Here is a 19035-nt window from a genome sequence, read left to right on the forward strand (position 1 = left end):
CCTCTTTATAGTGAAGAGGGAACTCCATAAGGAATAGAGTCGTGTCTAAAGAAAAATTTGAACGTTCCAAACCGCACGTTAACGTTGGTACAATCGGCCACGTTGACCACGGTAAAACTACCCTGACAGCAGCAATCACTACTGTTCTGGCAAAAACTTACGGCGGTAGCGCTCGTGCATTCGATCAAATCGATAACGCACCAGAAGAAAAAGCGCGTGGTATCACCATCTCTACTTCTCACGTAGAGTACGATACACCAACTCGCCACTACGCACACGTAGACTGCCCAGGACACGCCGACTATGTTAAAAACATGATCACCGGTGCTGCGCAGATGGATGGTGCAATCCTGGTTGTTGCTGCAACTGATGGCCCAATGCCACAAACTCGTGAGCACATCCTGTTAGGTCGTCAGGTTGGTGTTCCTTACATCATCGTTTTCCTGAACAAATGTGACATGGTAGACGACGAAGAGCTGTTAGAGCTAGTTGAAATGGAAGTTCGTGAGCTTCTGTCTCAGTACGATTTCCCAGGCGATGACACTCCAGTTATCCGTGGTTCAGCTCTGAAAGCGCTGGAAGGCAACCCAGAGTGGGAAGCGAAAATTGTTGAATTAGCAGAAGCACTGGACAGCTACATTCCAGAGCCAGAGCGTGCAATTGACAAGCCATTCCTGCTGCCAATCGAAGACGTATTCTCAATCTCTGGTCGTGGTACAGTAGTAACAGGCCGTGTTGAGCGTGGTATCATCAAAGTGGGTGAAGAAGTTGAAATCGTTGGTATCAAAGAGACCGCGAAAACCACTTGTACTGGTGTTGAAATGTTCCGTAAGCTTCTAGACGAAGGTCGTGCAGGTGAGAACGTTGGTGTTCTTCTGCGTGGTACTAAGCGTGAAGAAATCGAACGTGGTCAAGTTCTGGCGAAACCAGGTTCAATCAAGCCACACACTACTTTCGAATCAGAAGTTTATATCCTGAGCAAAGATGAAGGTGGTCGTCACACTCCATTCTTCAAAGGCTACCGTCCACAGTTCTACTTCCGTACAACTGACGTAACCGGTACTATCGAACTGCCAGAAGGCGTAGAGATGGTAATGCCAGGTGACAACATCAACATGAAAGTTACCCTGATCCACCCAATCGCGATGGATGATGGTTTGCGTTTCGCAATCCGTGAAGGTGGCCGTACTGTAGGTGCGGGTGTTGTTGCAAAAATCATTGCATAATAACAACCCACTTTAGTAAAAAGGGCATCTTTAAGATGCCCTTTTTATACTCAAAATAATTCAAGTAATATATTATTAATCAATTGGTTATCTTGAGTTATCTCAATGCCTCAATAGTGTAAAATGTCGCGACGCGATAGCGATTTGAGCCATCACCATGCAATATTTTAAACTATGAAGGGTATAACGTTGTAAAATTAAGAACCTATCTCATCAATGGTTGTGGAAATTATTGGTGAGATAGGCTCTGATGCAACGAATATAGCAACTGCATCATTAGCTTTATGCAGTTATATGAGATTTATTAAGGTTTTGCTCAGAAGATATGGTATATTTTACTGCTGCCGCATTTAGAAATTAATTTTCATAATAATCGCGGCAAAAAATTTGTTGAGCATGCCTTAAATTTACCTACGGAATAGCGAGTGAGCACATCATCGCCTTTTGCTAGTCGACTGCTCTTTGAGTTTCGTAGGCGTTGTCAACAATTCTCCTTGTTTGACTTAGCAAGCTCGGCTCGTAGTACATAAGGGATATGTTGGCATATTCTATTGGTTCGGTCTGTTTGCCTTCATTGGTAGGGCACAGGCTTTATACATACTTCATGGTAACAGGTTGAATTATGAGTGCGAATAGCGAAGCTCAAGGAAGTGGACGCAGTGTAGACATCTTTAAGTGGGTCGTTGTTGCTGTCCTGCTACTGATTGCTATAGTTGGCAACTATTACTTCCGTCAATATAATCTCGCGCTGCGTGCTTTTGCTGTTGTGGCTGTTGTCGCCATTGCAGGTGCTGTCGCTTTGTGGACTACAAAGGGCAAACAAACATTAGCGTTTGCGCGTGAAGCTCGCATTGAAATGCGAAAAGTGATTTGGCCAACTCGCCAAGAAGCATTACAAACGACTTTGATTGTTGCCGCAGTAACGGCTGTTATGTCATTAATACTGTGGGGATTAGATGGTATCCTAGTGCGTTTAGTTTCATTTATTACAAGCCTGAGGTTATTCTAAATGTCAGATTCACCTAAAAAGCGCTGGTATGTCATTCAGGCTTTCTCTGGTTTTGAAGGTCGCGTAGCGCAGTCTTTGCGTGAACATATCAAATTACACGGTATGGAAGACTCTTTCGGCGAAGTCATGGTACCAACAGAAGAAGTTGTTGAGATCCGTAGTGGTCAGCGCCGTAAAAGTGAACGTAAGTTTTTTCCAGGCTATGTATTAGTTCAAATGGTAATGAATGATGACTCATGGCACTTAGTACGTAGCGTACCACGTGTTATGGGGTTCATCGGCGGAACGTCGGATCGTCCAGCACCAATTAGTGATAAAGAAGTCGACGCGATTATGAATCGTCTGCAACAAGTTGGCGATAAACCACGTCCGAAAACATTGTTTGAGCCAGGTGAAATGGTTCGCGTTAGCGATGGTCCATTTGCTGACTTTAATGGTGTTGTCGAAGAAGTGGATTATGAAAAGAGCCGCTTGAAAGTCTCGGTTTCAATCTTTGGCCGTGCGACACCAGTCGAATTGGATTTCAGTCAGGTCGAAAAAGTATAACTTTAACGACAAAAACTGGCTTGCAAAAGGTGTGAAATTTGACTACAATTTCGCGCCTTTTGTTTTTTGCGCCTCGCACACGTGTTTAGTCAGTTGCGAGGGGCGTTAATTAACGGGGAGCCTAATCGCTAGGCGCTATCACCCATCTAGAGGAAATATTCATGGCTAAGAAAGTACAAGCCTACGTTAAGCTGCAAGTTGCAGCTGGTATGGCTAACCCAAGCCCACCGGTTGGTCCAGCACTGGGTCAACAAGGTGTGAACATCATGGAATTCTGTAAAGCGTTCAACGCAAAAACAGACAGCATGGAAAAAGGTTTACCAATTCCTGTTGTTATCACTGTTTATGCAGACCGTTCTTTCACTTTCGTTACGAAAACTCCACCTGCTGCTGTTCTGCTGAAAAAAGCAGCTGGCGTTAAGTCTGGTTCTGGTAAGCCGAACAAAGACAAAGTGGGTAAAGTGACCTCTGCTCAGATTCGCGAAATCGCTGAAACTAAAGCTGCGGACATGACTGGTGCTGACATTGACGCTATGATGCGTTCAATCGAAGGTACTGCTCGTTCCATGGGCCTGGTTGTGGAGGACTAATCAATGGCTAAACTGAATAAGCGCATGCGCAATATCCGTGAAAAAGTTGATGCAACTAAACAGTATGACATCAACGAAGCCGTTGCTCTGCTGAAAGAATTAGCGACTGCTAAATTCGTCGAAAGCGTTGACGTTGCTGTTAACCTTGGCATCGACGCTCGTAAATCTGACCAGAACGTACGTGGTGCAACTGTACTGCCACACGGTACTGGCCGTTCAGTTCGCGTTGCTGTCTTTACTCAAGGCGCAAACGCAGAAGCTGCTAAAGCAGCAGGTGCTGAGCTGGTTGGTATGGACGATCTGGCTGACAAAATCAAAGCTGGCGAAATGGATTTTGACGTTGTTATTGCTTCTCCAGATGCAATGCGCGTTGTTGGCCAATTAGGTCAAATCCTGGGTCCACGCGGCCTGATGCCAAACCCGAAAGTAGGTACTGTAACACCTAACGTTGCTGAAGCAGTTCAAAACGCTAAAGCGGGTCAGGTTCGTTACCGTAACGACAAGAACGGTATCATCCACACCACTATCGGTAAAGTTGACTTTGATGCTGACAAACTGAAAGAAAACCTAGAAGCACTGCTGATCGCGCTGAAAAAAGCAAAACCAGCTTCTGCTAAAGGCGTGTATATCAAGAAAGTTAGCCTGTCTACTACCATGGGTGCAGGTGTTGCTATTGACCAAGCTGGTCTATCAGCAGCAGTTTAATACTAATACTTTTAGTAATTAAACTTTACCTTTGCGTCAGATTTGTATAAAATCTGACGCCTTGAGTTTATTCGTACTGTTATTAGTATCAATAAACCACAAATTTCGGTATGGAGTCTGGCCTTTCCAGACCCCGTCCAAGACCGCAGGTGTAGCGATACTTAATCTACCTGCGTAGACGGTGACAGAGATACCAAGAATTTTATTCTGGCTTCTGCTCACCGTGTTTTAGCGCTCAACACATGTCGTGTTTGAGTGATGTGAGTCCCCGGGGTTTCCCGGTTAATCCAGGAGCAAGAAGCTAATGGCACTAAATCTTCAAGACAAACAAGCGATTGTTGCTGAAGTCAGCGAAGTAGCCAAAGGCGCGCTTTCTGCAGTTGTTGCTGATTCACGCGGCGTAACTGTAGCAAAAATGACTGAACTGCGTAAAGCAGGTCGCGAAGCTGGCGTTTACATCCGTGTTGTTCGTAACACGCTGATTCGCCGTGCTGTTGAAGGAACTTCTTATGAAGTCCTGAAAGACGCGTTTGTTGGTCCAACCTTGATTGCTTTCTCTAACGAACATCCGGGCGCTGCTGCTCGTCTGTTCAAAGAGTTCGCGAAAGCGAATCCAGCATTTGAGATTAAAGCTGCGGCCTTTGAAGGTGAGTTAATCCAGGCTAAAGATATCGATCGTCTGGCAACACTCCCAACTTACGAAGAAGCAATCGCACGCCTGATGGCAACCATGAAAGAAGCCGCTGCAGGCAAACTGGTTCGCACTCTGGCTGCTCTGCGCGATCAGAAAGAAGCTGCATAAGCCCTTTCCTTCGTTGCTTTTTAACGTATAAACTATTTCTGAATTTTAGGAACACTTGTTATGTCTATCACTAAAGACCAAATCCTTGACGCAGTTGCTGAAATGTCTGTAATGGACGTTGTTGAACTGATCACTATGATGGAAGAAAAATTCGGCGTTTCTGCTGCTGCGGCTGTTGCTGTTGCTCCAGGTGCTGCTGCTGAAGCTGCTGAAGAAAAAACTGAGTTCGACGTTGTTCTGGCTTCTGTTGGCGGTAACAAAGTTGCTGTTATCAAAGCAGTTCGCGGTGCGACCGGTCTGGGTCTGAAAGAAGCTAAAGATATGGTAGAATCTGCGCCAGCAACCATCAAAGAAGGTGCTAGCAAAGACGAAGCTGAAGCTCTGAAAAAATCTCTTGAAGAAGCAGGCGCTTCTGTTGAGCTTAAATAAGTTCAGCTTTCAGTTTGCAGCCTAACTTAAAGGCTGATGGCTGGTGATTTTTTAATCACCAGCCTTTTTGCGCTGTAAAGCGTGATTGGGTGTTAACAGCTTTTTCACGCAATTTTGATGTTAACAAACCCTCCAATACTTCTTTCTATTGACGACTTAATATACTGTGTTCTCAGCTACGACCCGCTCGGGTAGCTCGGTAGTCAGAGTGGCACAATGAAATGATTTAAGAGTAATAGCAATGAGTATTACGGAAAGTGTTCATTTTCCATTTCAAAAAATAGCGTTATCGATGCTGTCCTTATGGACGGACAGAGTGGGTCACTGATCAGCGAGCTGAGGAACCCTATGGTTTACTCCTATACCGAGAAAAAACGTATTCGTAAGGATTTTGGTAAACGTCCACAAGTTTTGGATGTACCTTATCTCCTTTCTATCCAACTTGACTCGTTCCAGAAGTTTATCGAGCAAGATCCTGATGGTCAGAACGGGCTGGAAGCAGCTTTCCGTTCTGTGTTTCCTATTCAGAGCTACAGCGGTAATGCTGAACTGCAATACGTCAGCTATCGTCTGGGTGAGCCTGTATTTGATGTTAAAGAATGTCAAATCCGTGGCGTCACATACTCTGCACCACTGCGTGTTAAGCTGCGCCTCATTGTTTATGAGCGTGAAGCACCAGAAGGCACCGTAAAAGACATCAAAGAGCAAGAAGTCTACATGGGTGAAATTCCACTCATGACTGAAAACGGAACCTTCGTTATCAACGGTACTGAGCGTGTTATCGTTTCTCAGTTACACCGTAGTCCTGGTGTCTTCTTCGACAGCGATAAAGGGAAAACACACTCTTCAGGTAAAGTCCTGTATAACGCGCGTATTATCCCTTACCGTGGTTCATGGCTTGATTTCGAATTCGATCCGAAAGATAACCTGTTTGTACGTATCGACCGTCGCCGTAAATTACCTGCGACCATTATTCTACGTGCAATGGATTACAGCACTGAAGACATCTTGAATTTGTTCTTCGAGAAAACTGTTTTCCAAATCCGCGATAACAAACTGATGATGACGCTAGTTCCTGAGCGTCTGCGTGGTGAGACCGCTTCTTTTGATATTGAAGCAAACGGCAAAGTGTATGTTGAAAAAGGCCGTCGTATCACTGCTCGTCATATCCGCTTACTAGAAAAAGAAGAAGTCAACAGCATCGAAGTGCCTGTTGAGTACATCGCTGGTAAAGTGGTCGCAAGAGATTACATTGATGAAAGTACAGGTGAGCTGATTTGCGCAGCTAACATGGAACTTTCATTGGATATGTTGGCACGTCTGAGCCAAGCGGGTCATAAAACAATTGAAACATTGTTTACCAACGACTTAGACCACGGTGCTTACATTTCTGAAACGCTGCGTGTCGATCCAACGAATGACCGCCTGAGCGCGTTGGTAGAAATCTACCGTATGATGCGTCCTGGTGAGCCACCAACACGTGAAGCTGCTGAGAACTTGTTCGATAACCTGTTCTTCTCAGAAGATCGTTATGATCTATCAGCTGTTGGTCGTATGAAGTTTAACCGTTCACTGGGCCGCGATGAAATCGAAGGTTCTGGTATCCTGAGTGAAGAAGACATCATTGATGTTATGCGTAAACTCATCGATATCCGTAACGGTAAAGGCGAAGTCGATGATATTGACCACTTAGGTAACCGTCGTATTCGTTCTGTTGGTGAGATGGCAGAAAACCAATTCCGTGTTGGTCTGGTCCGTGTTGAGCGTGCAGTGAAAGAGCGTCTTTCTCTGGGTGACCTTGATGCATTAGTACCACAAGATATGATCAACGCGAAGCCAATTTCTGCGGCAGTGAAAGAGTTCTTTGGTTCCAGCCAGCTTTCTCAGTTTATGGACCAAAACAACCCACTGTCTGAAATTACGCACAAACGTCGTATCTCAGCGTTGGGCCCAGGTGGTCTGACTCGTGAACGTGCGGGCTTTGAGGTACGTGACGTACACCCAACTCACTATGGTCGTGTTTGTCCAATCGAAACCCCTGAAGGTCCGAACATCGGTCTGATCAACTCCTTGTCTGTGTATGCTCAGACAAACGAGTACGGTTTCCTTGAAACACCTTATCGCTTAGTGCGTGATGGCCTTGTTACTGACGAAATTCATTACTTGTCTGCCATTGAAGAAGGTAACTTCATCATCGCTCAGGCAAACACCGTATTAGCGGAAGATGGTAGCTTTGTTGAAGAGCTGATCACTTGCCGTAACCATGGTGAATCAAGCTTGTTCAGCCGTGATCAAGTTGAATATATGGACGTTTCGACTCAGCAGGTCGTTTCTGTTGGTGCGTCACTGATTCCATTCCTTGAACACGATGATGCTAACCGTGCATTGATGGGTGCAAACATGCAACGTCAGGCGGTTCCAACTTTACGTGCTGATAAACCCTTAGTCGGTACAGGTATGGAACGTGCAGTAGCGGTTGACTCAGGGGTAACGGCTGTTGCGAAACGTGGCGGTACTGTTCAGTACGTTGATGCTTCTCGTATCGTTATTAAAGTTAATGAAGATGAGATGTATCCAGGTGAAGCTGGTATCGATATCTATAACCTGACTAAATATACCCGTTCTAACCAGAACACCTGTATTAGCCAGATGCCTTGTGTATCTTTAGGTGAGCCAGTTGAACGTGGTGACGTGTTAGCTGACGGTCCTTCAACTGACCTCGGTGAATTGGCTCTTGGCCAAAACATGCGCGTGGCATTTATGCCATGGAATGGTTATAACTTCGAAGACTCCATCCTTGTTTCTGAGCGTGTTGTTCAAGAAGACCGTTTCACAACGATTCATATTCAGGAACTCTCTTGTGTGTCTCGTGACACAAAACTGGGGCCTGAAGAAATTACGGCTGATATTCCTAACGTTGGTGAAGCTGCACTTTCTAAACTCGATGAGTCTGGGATTGTGTATATCGGCGCTGAAGTTAAAGGTGGCGATATCCTAGTTGGTAAAGTGACACCGAAAGGTGAAACCCAACTGACACCAGAAGAGAAACTGCTGCGCGCTATCTTTGGTGAGAAAGCATCTGACGTTAAAGACTCTTCTCTGCGTGTACCTAACGGTGTTTCCGGTACCGTCATTGACGTACAAGTCTTCACCCGTGATGGTGTAGAAAAAGACAAACGTGCGCTAGAGATTGAAGAAACTCAGTTACGTGAAGCGAAGAAAGACTTAACGGAAGAGTTACGTATTTTCGAAGCAGGTTTGTTTGCGCGTATCCGCTCTGTGCTGGTTAACGGCGGTATTGAAGCTGAGAAACTGGACAAATTGCCTCGCGATCGTTGGTTAGAGCTTTCTCTGGCTGATGAAGAGAAGCAAAATCAGTTAGAACAATTAGCTGAGCAGTACGATGAACTGAAATCTGAGTTCGAGAAGAAACTGGATGCTAAACGCCGTAAGATCACTCAAGGTGATGACTTGGCACCAGGCGTACTGAAAATTGTTAAGGTTTATCTGGCCGTTAAACGTCAGATCCAACCGGGTGATAAAATGGCGGGTCGCCATGGTAACAAAGGTGTTATCTCAAAAATCAACCCAGTTGAAGATATGCCTTACGATGAAAACGGTAACCCTGTAGACATCGTTCTGAACCCGCTGGGCGTACCATCGCGTATGAACATCGGTCAGATTCTGGAAACCCACTTGGGTATGGCTGCGAAAGGTATTGGTGATAAAATTAATGCTATGCTTAAACAGCAGCAAGATGTCGCCAAACTGCGTGAGTTCATCCAGAAAGCCTACGATCTTGGTGATGACCCTCGCCAGAAAGTAGATTTGAATACTTTCTCTGACGAAGAAGTTATGCGTCTGGCTGAAAACCTGAAAAAAGGTATGCCAATCGCAACACCAGTGTTCGATGGTGCAAAAGAGATTGAAATTAAAGAACTATTGAAATTGGGTGGTCTGCCAACTTCAGGTCAGATTACATTGTTCGACGGCCGTACAGGTGAGAAGTTTGAGCGTCAGGTAACGGTTGGTTACATGTATATGCTGAAACTGAACCACTTGGTTGACGATAAAATGCACGCCCGTTCTACTGGTTCTTACAGCTTGGTTACTCAGCAACCGTTGGGTGGTAAAGCTCAGTTCGGTGGTCAGCGTTTCGGGGAGATGGAAGTGTGGGCACTGGAAGCATATGGTGCAGCCTATACACTCCAAGAGATGCTAACGGTTAAGTCGGATGACGTTAACGGCCGTACGAAGATGTATAAAAACATCGTCGATGGCAACCATCAGATGGAACCTGGCATGCCGGAGTCCTTCAACGTATTGTTGAAAGAAATCCGCTCACTGGGTATCAACATCGAACTGGAAGACGAGTAATTCGTTTGTACCGGAAGGCTAGGTTTAGCCTTCCGGCCAGTATAAGTACTGGGATTAGGGGAGAGAGGCAGGGGCCTCTCACCTGACAGGTCTAACTCCGACAGGAGCCATTTTGTGAAAGACTTAATTAAGTTTCTGAAAGCGCAAACCAAGACCGAAGAGTTTGATGCGATCAAAATTGCTCTGGCATCGCCTGATATGATCCGTTCATGGTCATTCGGTGAAGTGAAAAAGCCAGAAACCATTAACTACCGTACGTTCAAGCCTGAGCGTGACGGCCTTTTCTGTGCACGTATTTTCGGGCCAGTAAAAGACTACGAATGTCTGTGCGGTAAGTACAAACGTTTAAAACACCGTGGTGTGATTTGTGAGAAATGTGGCGTTGAAGTCACCCAGACTAAAGTTCGTCGTGAGCGCATGGGTCATATTGAACTTGCTTCTCCGACAGCTCATATCTGGTTCTTAAAATCATTGCCATCCCGTATCGGTTTGCTACTTGATATGCCTTTGCGTGATATCGAGCGTGTTCTGTACTTTGAATCCTACGTGGTTGTTGAAGGTGGTATGACTAGCCTTGAACGCTCACAGATTCTGACAGAAGAGCAATACTTAGATGCGTTGGAAGAGTTCGGTGACGAATTTGACGCGAAAATGGGTGCGGAAGCAATCCAAGGTCTGCTGAAAAACCTCGATCTTGAGAACGAGTGTGAAACGTTACGTGAAGAGTTGAACGAAACGAACTCTGAAACTAAACGTAAGAAGCTGACTAAGCGTATTAAACTGTTAGAAGCATTTATTCAGTCTGGTAACAAACCAGAATGGATGATCTTGAATGTTCTGCCAGTTCTACCACCTGATCTGCGTCCATTAGTTCCACTCGACGGTGGCCGTTTTGCAACATCGGATCTGAACGATCTTTACCGTCGTGTGATCAACCGTAACAACCGTCTGAAACGTCTTCTGGATCTGGCTGCGCCAGACATCATCGTACGTAACGAAAAACGTATGTTACAAGAAGCGGTCGATGCTCTGTTAGATAACGGTCGTCGCGGTCGTGCAATTACCGGTTCTAATAAACGTCCTCTGAAATCTTTGGCTGATATGATCAAAGGTAAACAAGGTCGTTTCCGTCAGAACCTGCTTGGTAAGCGTGTTGACTACTCAGGTCGTTCGGTTATCACTGTCGGTCCATACCTGCGTCTGCATCAGTGTGGTCTGCCTAAGAAAATGGCGCTTGAGTTATTCAAACCATTCATCTATGGCAAATTAGAACTCCGTGGTCTGGCAACAACCATCAAAGCTGCGAAGAAAATGGTTGAGCGTGAAGAAGCGGTAGTATGGGATATCTTGGATGAAGTTATCCGTGAACACCCAGTTATGCTGAACCGTGCGCCAACACTTCACCGTTTGGGTATCCAAGCCTTTGAACCTATTTTGATCGAAGGTAAAGCGATCCAGTTGCACCCTCTGGTGTGTGCGGCATATAACGCCGACTTCGATGGTGACCAAATGGCGGTACACGTTCCTCTAACTCTGGAAGCTCAGTTAGAAGCGCGTGCGTTGATGATGTCAACCAACAACATCCTGTCACCAGCGAGTGGTGAGCCTATCATCGTTCCTTCACAGGACGTTGTATTGGGTCTCTATTACATGACTCGTGACTGTGTAAACGCGAAAGGCGAAGGGATGGTTCTGGCCGGCCCTAAAGAAGCTGAGCGTGTTTACCGTTCTGGCCATGCTTCACTGCATGCCCGTGTTAAAGTCCGTATCACTGAAGAAGTGAAAGACGGTGAAGGTAACATTACGATTAACACCAGTATGGTTGATACTACTGTTGGTCGTGCAATTCTGTGGATGATCGTGCCGAAAGGTCTGCCTTACTCGCTGGTTAACCAAGCGTTAGGTAAAAAAGCGATCTCTAAAATGCTGAACACTTGTTACCGTGTTCTGGGTCTGAAACCTACGGTTATTTTTGCTGACCAAATCATGTATACCGGTTTTGCCTATGCGGCACGTTCTGGTGCATCGGTTGGTATCGACGATATGGTTATTCCTGAGAAAAAAGCAGGGATCATCGCCGAAGCCGAAGCAGAAGTTGCAGAAATTCAGGAACAGTTCCAGTCTGGTCTGGTGACAGCAGGCGAACGTTACAACAAAGTTATCGATATCTGGGCTGCGGCTAACGAACGTGTTGCTAAAGCGATGATGGAAAACCTGTCTACTGAAACGGTGATTAACCGCGACGGTGAAGAAGAACAGCAGGTTTCTTTCAACAGTATCTTTATGATGGCCGACTCCGGTGCTCGTGGTTCTGCTGCTCAGATTCGTCAGCTAGCCGGTATGCGTGGTCTGATGGCTAAGCCAGATGGCTCAATCATCGAAACACCAATCACGGCAAACTTCCGTGAAGGTCTGAACGTTCTCCAGTACTTTATTTCTACGCACGGTGCTCGTAAAGGTCTTGCGGATACGGCATTGAAAACAGCGAACTCCGGTTATCTGACTCGTCGTCTCGTTGACGTTGCTCAGGACTTGGTGGTGACTGAAGACGATTGTGGTACACACGAAGGTATCTTGATGACTCCGGTTATCGAGGGTGGTGATGTTAAAGAACCACTGCGTGAGCGTGTATTGGGTCGTGTGACGGCAGAAGATATTCTGATCCCAGGTACTGCGGACATTCTGGTTCCACGTAATACGTTGCTACACGAAAAATGGTGTGACCTGTTAGAAGAAAACTCTGTCGACAGCGTTAAAGTCCGTTCAGTCGTTAGCTGTGAAACTGACTTCGGTGTGTGTGCTCACTGTTATGGTCGTGACCTTGCTCGTGGTCATATCATCAACAAAGGTGAAGCTATCGGGGTTATCGCGGCACAGTCAATCGGTGAACCAGGTACACAGTTGACGATGCGTACGTTCCACATCGGTGGTGCGGCATCTCGTGCGGCAGCAGAATCTAGCATCCAAGTTCGTAACCCAGGTACACTAAAACTGGTTAACGCGAAATTTGTGACTAACTCAGAAGGCAAACTGGTTATTACTTCACGTAATACCGAATTGCGCCTGATTGATGAGTTCGGTCGTACTAAAGAGAGCTATAAAGTACCTTACGGTGCGCACCTGACTAAAGGCGATGGCGCGGCAGTTACTGGCGGTGAAACCGTTGCTAACTGGGATCCACATACCATGCCAGTTGTCAGTGAAGTATCCGGTATTATTCGCTTCTCAGACATGCTTGATGGCCAAACAATGACGCGTCAGACGGATGAATTAACCGGTCTGTCTTCAATCGTTGTTCTGGATACAGCAGAGCGTACTAGTGGTGGTAAAGATTTACGTCCAGCACTTCGTGTTGTTGATGCGAATGGTAACGATGTTCTGATCCCTAACACCGACATGCCTGCTCAGTATTTCTTACCAGGTAAGGCAATTGTTCAGTTAGATGATGGCATCGCTATCAACGTCGGTGATACCTTAGCACGTATTCCACAAGAATCTGTGGGAACTAAAGATATCACGGGTGGTCTACCTCGCGTTGCTGACCTGTTTGAAGCGCGTCGTCCGAAAGAGCCAGCTATTTTGGCTGAGATCAGCGGTATTGTTTCCTTCGGTAAAGAGACCAAAGGTAAACGTCGTCTGGTGATTACACCGATGGATGGTTCTGATCCGTATGAAGAGATGATCCCTAAATGGCGTCAGCTCAACGTATTTGAAGGTGAGATCGTTGAACGCGGTGATGTAATTTCTGATGGCCCTGAGTCGCCACATGATATCTTGCGTCTGCGTGGTGTACATGCAGTGACACGTTATATCACTAACGAAGTTCAGGAAGTTTACCGTTTACAAGGCGTTAAGATTAACGATAAACACATTGAAGTTATCGTTCGTCAGATGCTGCGTAAGGTGACTATTGCTGATGCGGGAAGTTCTGAGTTCCTTGAAGGCGAGCAGGTCGAGTACTCACGTGTTAAAGTTTCTAACCGTAAACTTGAGCTGGATGGTAAAATCCCAGCTAAGTTCGATCGCGACCTATTGGGTATCACGAAGGCATCTCTGGCAACAGAATCCTTCATCTCAGCAGCATCGTTCCAAGAAACAACACGCGTACTGACAGAAGCAGCCGTTGCAGGTAAACGCGACGAACTGCGTGGTCTGAAAGAAAACGTTATTGTGGGTCGTTTGATCCCAGCAGGTACTGGTTTTGCGTATCACCAAGACCGTATCCGTCGTCGTCATCTGAACGATGTTGTGGAAGCTCCACAAGTTAGTGCGGATGAAGCAACGGCTAACTTGGCTGAATTGTTAAATGCAGGATTCAGCAGCGATAACAATTAAGACGTATTCGTCAGATTGGAACACAATCATAAAACCGGCGCTGTAATAGCGCCGGTTTTTTTTTATTTAAACGTGTGTTCAAGCAAAAGCCATACAGCCTGAACTTTGCTTTACAGTGATAACAAATGGCATGTGAGTATGCGTGACTTCACACAGGTATTCAGTGGATCATGAAATTAGCCTGTTGCTTTTATTATTTTAAAAAGTCGCTGAGTTCAGTGATGAGAAAAATGGGGAATTTATTTCCCCATTTGAGTGATATCACCGCGATGTAAAAATGGGCTAATAGAATACGCCAATGATCGTGCAATGAATCACAAAACCGACCATGAGTGGGATGGCGGTACGCTTAACCACATCAAAAGGTTGTAATTTAGCGCCACTGGAAACGGCAATGATCACGCCAGCAACAGGTGACATACCACGCCCCATATGAGAAGCCTGCTGCATAGGTAAGATCATGGCGATCGGGTTAGCCCCCATACTGTGTGCGATCTGTGGGATCAATTCGACAAAAGCTAAGAATGGCGCATTACCTGAACCCATGATCACAGCAGCAGCTAGAGTGACCAATGCAAATACGAGTGCCATTGCAAAGGGGGGTAAACCAACGGATTCCGCCATTAAGATCAACTGGTCAATGGCACCGCTGACTTTAATCCCATGTGCGAAAACGCCCGCTGCAACGAGTAGCCCAACAACGTGACTAAAAGCCTGCCCCATTCCATTCAAGAAGTGCTGGAAGCCATTACATACCGTTTTGAAATTACGAATACGTAATGTTTCGATAAGCATACAGATAGCCATTGCAATCAATACGATGGTGACAACATCAAGGTGTATGCCTTCAAAAAAGAGGTTCGAAGAACCTACCGCCATGATAATGGGCAACATAGGAAGAATGGCATAGTAGCCAGGAATATTTTTGCTTGTCGGTTCTTTTTCATGAGATTGAACGGCTTTACCAATCTCAGGGATAAAGCCTGCTTTGCGATCGCAGTGACGTTGCCAGAAGATATGTGTAATACCAACCGCTAAGACGGTAACTAATGCAGCAGGTCCTTGATAATACAATACATATTCAACAACTGACATATCAACCGCTTTGGCGCCACGGATAGCATCGATAGCGGTTGGGGTATAAGCAACGCCTAATGAGGTGGCAATGACCCCCGCAGCTGATGCTGGCGATAAGCCCAATCCAATCATGATAGGAAACATGGTTCCCATCAATAACACGGCTAAACCTGTTGCTGACGGGATCGCGAGTTGCAAAATACTGGCCAGTAAAAATGAAAAAAACAGCAGAACATAGGGAGAACGCATATTTTTTAATGGCTTAGTTGCAACACGCACGACGGCTTCGTTAGCACCAATATGATCCATGTAATGAGCGAAGCCCATTAGAGCCATGATCATTAAACCGAGATCGGCAGCACGACTACTGAAGAGATCACGCATAACCTCAAAGGGATCGAGCCATGTTAAACCAGTAGACGCGACATTTTTGGGCAAGATAGGACCCCAACCTAAGGCGAGGGTCATAATCATTAACGCTAAACCGGCAATAAATAATACAGGTTCAGCCTTATAACCTTTCAGAATGAAACGTGCTACCAAAATAACGATAATAAGAACCGTTAGAATTGGGATCATGCTTTTGCTCCTGATTTGAAGCGTTCAGCAGTGATTTGAACGACTTGTTTTAGCACATCACTTGCAGCGTATAATGATTTAATTGGAAGATATTCATAAATAGAATGGAAATTATGAGCACCAGTAAAAATATTTGGGCAAGGTAAGCCATTTTGCGATAGTGCTGCACCATCGTAGCCACCACGCATTGGGATCACTTTTGGGGTAATACCACAAGCGTGATAAGCCTCTACAGCGATGTCGATAGGGTAACGATTTTCACCTTGTAAGCTGTTATAAACGTTAGAATAACGGTCTGCTAGGGTACAAGTGACACTCTCTTTGCCCCATAAGTCTTCACAGTGTGCGGCTAATTTTTTCAAAAATGCCATACGCGCACGATAACCATCTTCTGTGAAATCACGTACATCCATTTTGAGTACGGTACGAGCGCTATTACCTGATAACTGTTTTACCCAATAGTAACCTTCACGATCCGTAGTGTATTCAGGAGCTTCACCGCCCGGTAGCATGGCGATAAATTTATGCGCCATTAATAATGAGTTAATGAGTTTGCCTTTGGCGGACATTGGGTGGGCGGATTTACCTGTAAAGACGATTTCAACGTCACCCGCATTCCAGTTTTCATACACTAATTCACCAATACCACAGCAATCAAGGGTATAGGCAAAGTCTGCCCCAAATTCTTGTACATCAAAGGCTTTTGCGCCACGCAAACCTTGCTCTTCATCGGGAACAAAGCCGACTTTAATGGTGCCATGTTTAATTTGAGGGTTCTGTTTGAAGTATTGCAGCATATCCATAATAGAGGCTATGGCTGCTTTGTCATCGGCACCCAATAGACTCGTGCCGTCCGTGACAATAATATCATCACCTAGATAGTTAGCGAGTTCAGGGAACTCACTTTGACGAAGATAGATATTTAGCTGTTTATTTAAGCACAGGTCTTCACCGTTATAGTGCAGGATTTGTGCTTTAGTATCATTAGTTTGTTCAGCACTCGTATCAAGATGACCAAAGAAAGCAACGGTAGGGACGTCATAATCTAAATTTGAGGGCAAGGTTGCAGTGACAATGGCGGTATCACGTAGTTTAATCTCTTCAAGACCTAATGCTTCCAGCTCTTGAACGAGTTTTTTGGCTAAAACGCGCTGACCTTCAGAAGAGGGCATAATACCCGCAGCGCCATTTTCCCTATTGGTGGTGGTATTAATTTGGGTATAAGAAATAAACCGATCAACAATATTCATTATATTCATTCTCCAACATCACTATGATGAATGTTTTCTTTTATGATTGTGGTTATAAATGTCGTTTTCATATTTATCACAATCTTTTTTATCATGAATAATGAAAGAACCAATATCTGACCAGTGAATTTTTTTTCAAAATGCCACCGAGTGTAGAAAAATGATAATTAGTAGAGGACATTATTCGATTAATAGATTAAGATGCTGGGCTTTAAGTTTATTAGTGATTTTAATCTAATATTTTTGTTGAGAAATAGATAGCCTTTCATTTGTATTGTCTTTTTGTCTATTGGTAGTTAATGATATCAAAATAAACCCATAATTTAGGTTAAATTTTTAAATAAATTTAATGGGTTAATTTTATTTAATTCTAAAACAGAGAGTTAACTTGATGCAGTGCTAGTTTTAACTAAAACTCAGGCGTTTAATTTCTATTAACATATTGATTTGAAATGTCTTTTGTTTTTGCTGAGGCGTGTTTTATTCAATTATTTTTGATTGTTTTTGCTTTTGTTAAATTAATTGAGAGGGACGTCTATAGACAATGTTATTATTTAAATAGCCAAGGCTAATCGAAATAGAATAAAGTTTTAGTAAAATAGGATTAGGTGTGGTTATTTTCTATTTATAACCGAAATCTAAGTATGATTAAAATTTAAAATATACTTATAGTCTTATATGGCGTTATATACGCTATAAAAACCAAAACGATAAGTTAAAAATAATCATTAGAAATTTGATTTAAATGCTACTAGACTGTTAACAATCAATGATAATAAGTCATGAGGTTTTCAGTGCAAAAAAGTATAATAACAAAGAGTAGTTTTATTTCAGGTTTCCAGTGGTTCTTCTTTATTTTTTGTAACACAGTCGTGATTCCACCTACCTTACAATCGGCTTTTCATTTAACAGCTGAAACCACATTTGTTATCACACAATACGCTTTCTTACTGATCGCTGTGGCTTGTTTAATTCAAGCTTTTTTAGGTCATAAGCGCTCATTGATGGAGGGGTCGACAGGGCTATGGTGGGCCACAATATTGACCGTCACCCTCTCGGAATCAATGCAAGGAACCGCTTTAGCAACCATTGGGTGGAGTCTAACCGTCGGTATTTTTTTGTCGGGGATTGTTACCCTTTTAATCGGTATCACAGGTATTGGCAATGGGTTATCCAGTTTGTTCAAACCCGGTGTTTTAGTGGTATTTATGTTTCTCCTTGGAGCCCAATTAGTTTCGATTTTTCTAAAAGGTATGCTTGGGCTTCCATTTGGCGTCATAGATACCAATGTCGAGGTTAATTATCCGGTATTCTTTTTAGCATTCGCGGTGCTAATTTTGGTGATTGCGATGATTGTGTTTTTACCCGCAAGCGTGAGTCAATACGCCTTATTATGTGGAACCATTATTGGATGGATTGCATATAGTCTGTTATTTGATGGCAAAATTTCAGCCATTTCGGAAGTTAAGTGGGAGTTGTTTCCTTTTGGACGTGCAGATGAAGTCCAACCCAGCATCGTGATTACGGCGATATTGGCCGGTATTTTGAACACGTCAAATACTTTTGGGGCAATACGTGGAAGTGATGTTTTTTATCAGCAAAAGGGATTAACAAAGTCTATTTACCGTCGGAGTTTTGTGGCGTCGGGTGTTTTGACTTTATTTTCGGCTCCGTTAGGTGTGGTGCCATTTTCGCCTTTTGTATCATCTATTGGCTTGATTACACAAACGAAAGACACTTCACGAGTCTCTTTTACTATCGGTAGCGTGTTGTTGTTATTGGTTGGGGCTATCGCCGCATTAACCCAATTTTTTCGCTCATTGCCTCTCGCGATTGGCAGTGCTGTCATGTTAGCAACCTATTTACCCCTGTTATTCTCTTCTTTTTCATTTTTAGCCGAAATTAAACTGAACGCGCGTAATATTTATCGTTTGGCTCTTCCCCTGTTTATTGGGATTTTTTTGATGTCAGCACCTGATGCGGTAATGAGTTCGCTACCGATGATGTTCAGTTCACTGCTAGGAAACGGTTTGTTAATGGGGATTATTCTGTCATTGATCCTCGAAAACAGCATTAAGTGGGATCATATTCATTAGAAGTGGTAAAAACC

General features: G+C 44.4%; 12 protein-coding genes. 10 read left to right on the forward strand and 2 right to left on the reverse strand.

Annotated features, from left to right (window positions below; genetic code table 11):
* Positions 1-41 precede the first annotated feature (41 nt).
* The 9 genes from tuf (at position 42) to rpoC (ending at position 14019) form a co-directional block, all read left to right on the forward strand.
* Positions 42-1226, forward strand: coding sequence for an elongation factor Tu (gene tuf / locus ACWPW6_RS01745; protein ID WP_154624778.1), 1185 nt, complete (start codon positions 42-44; stop codon positions 1224-1226).
* Positions 1227-1848: 622 nt separating this feature from the next.
* Positions 1849-2235, forward strand: a complete 387-nt coding sequence (gene secE / locus ACWPW6_RS01750; RefSeq protein ID WP_154624921.1) for a preprotein translocase subunit SecE — start codon at positions 1849-1851, stop codon at positions 2233-2235.
* A complete protein-coding gene (gene nusG, locus ACWPW6_RS01755; RefSeq protein WP_154624920.1) occupies positions 2236-2781 on the forward strand; it encodes a transcription termination/antitermination protein NusG in 546 nt (181 codons plus the stop codon). It begins immediately after the preceding gene.
* 161 nt (positions 2782-2942) lie between these two features.
* On the forward strand, positions 2943-3371 hold the full coding sequence (rplK, locus tag ACWPW6_RS01760; protein WP_154624919.1) for a 50S ribosomal protein L11: 429 nt from the start codon (positions 2943-2945) through the stop codon (positions 3369-3371).
* A 3-nt stretch (positions 3372-3374) separates the two neighbouring features.
* Complete coding sequence (rplA, locus tag ACWPW6_RS01765) at positions 3375-4076, forward strand: 50S ribosomal protein L1 (RefSeq protein ID WP_154624918.1); 702 nt, start codon at positions 3375-3377, stop codon at positions 4074-4076.
* 304 nt (positions 4077-4380) lie between these two features.
* Positions 4381-4878 (forward strand): 50S ribosomal protein L10, encoded by a 498-nt coding sequence (gene rplJ, locus ACWPW6_RS01770; RefSeq protein WP_004924776.1) that lies wholly within the window; start codon positions 4381-4383, stop codon positions 4876-4878.
* Between the two features lie 60 nt (positions 4879-4938).
* Complete coding sequence (gene rplL, locus ACWPW6_RS01775; RefSeq protein ID WP_004924778.1) at positions 4939-5307, forward strand: 50S ribosomal protein L7/L12; 369 nt, start codon at positions 4939-4941, stop codon at positions 5305-5307.
* A 348-nt stretch (positions 5308-5655) separates the two neighbouring features.
* Positions 5656-9684 carry a DNA-directed RNA polymerase subunit beta gene (gene rpoB, locus ACWPW6_RS01780; protein ID WP_154624917.1) on the forward strand — a complete coding sequence of 1343 codons (4029 nt, stop codon included), beginning with the start codon at positions 5656-5658 and terminating at the stop codon, positions 9682-9684.
* Between the two features lie 114 nt (positions 9685-9798).
* The gene (gene rpoC, locus ACWPW6_RS01785) at positions 9799-14019 is read left to right on the forward strand and encodes a DNA-directed RNA polymerase subunit beta' (RefSeq protein WP_163860562.1); all 4221 of its coding nucleotides are present in this window, start codon (positions 9799-9801) and stop codon (positions 14017-14019) included.
* A 282-nt stretch (positions 14020-14301) separates the two neighbouring features.
* Here the strand turns inward: rpoC and dcuC are convergent, their stop codons facing one another.
* Together dcuC and pepT are read right to left on the reverse strand one after the other, a co-directional pair.
* On the reverse strand, positions 14302-15675 hold the full coding sequence (dcuC, locus tag ACWPW6_RS01790) for a C4-dicarboxylate transporter DcuC (protein WP_154624916.1): 1374 nt from the start codon (positions 15673-15675) through the stop codon (positions 14302-14304).
* Complete coding sequence (pepT, locus tag ACWPW6_RS01795; protein WP_249999713.1) at positions 15672-16925, reverse strand: peptidase T; 1254 nt, start codon at positions 16923-16925, stop codon at positions 15672-15674. The genes dcuC and pepT overlap by 4 nt, the downstream gene beginning before the upstream one ends.
* A gap of 782 nt (positions 16926-17707) precedes the next feature.
* Between pepT and ACWPW6_RS01800 the strand changes: the two genes are divergently transcribed.
* The gene (locus ACWPW6_RS01800; RefSeq protein ID WP_247047220.1) at positions 17708-19021 is read left to right on the forward strand and encodes a uracil/xanthine transporter; all 1314 of its coding nucleotides are present in this window, start codon (positions 17708-17710) and stop codon (positions 19019-19021) included.
* The last annotated feature ends 14 nt before the right edge of the window (positions 19022-19035 follow it).

The organism is Providencia sp. Marseille-Q8014 (assembly GCF_965112055.1).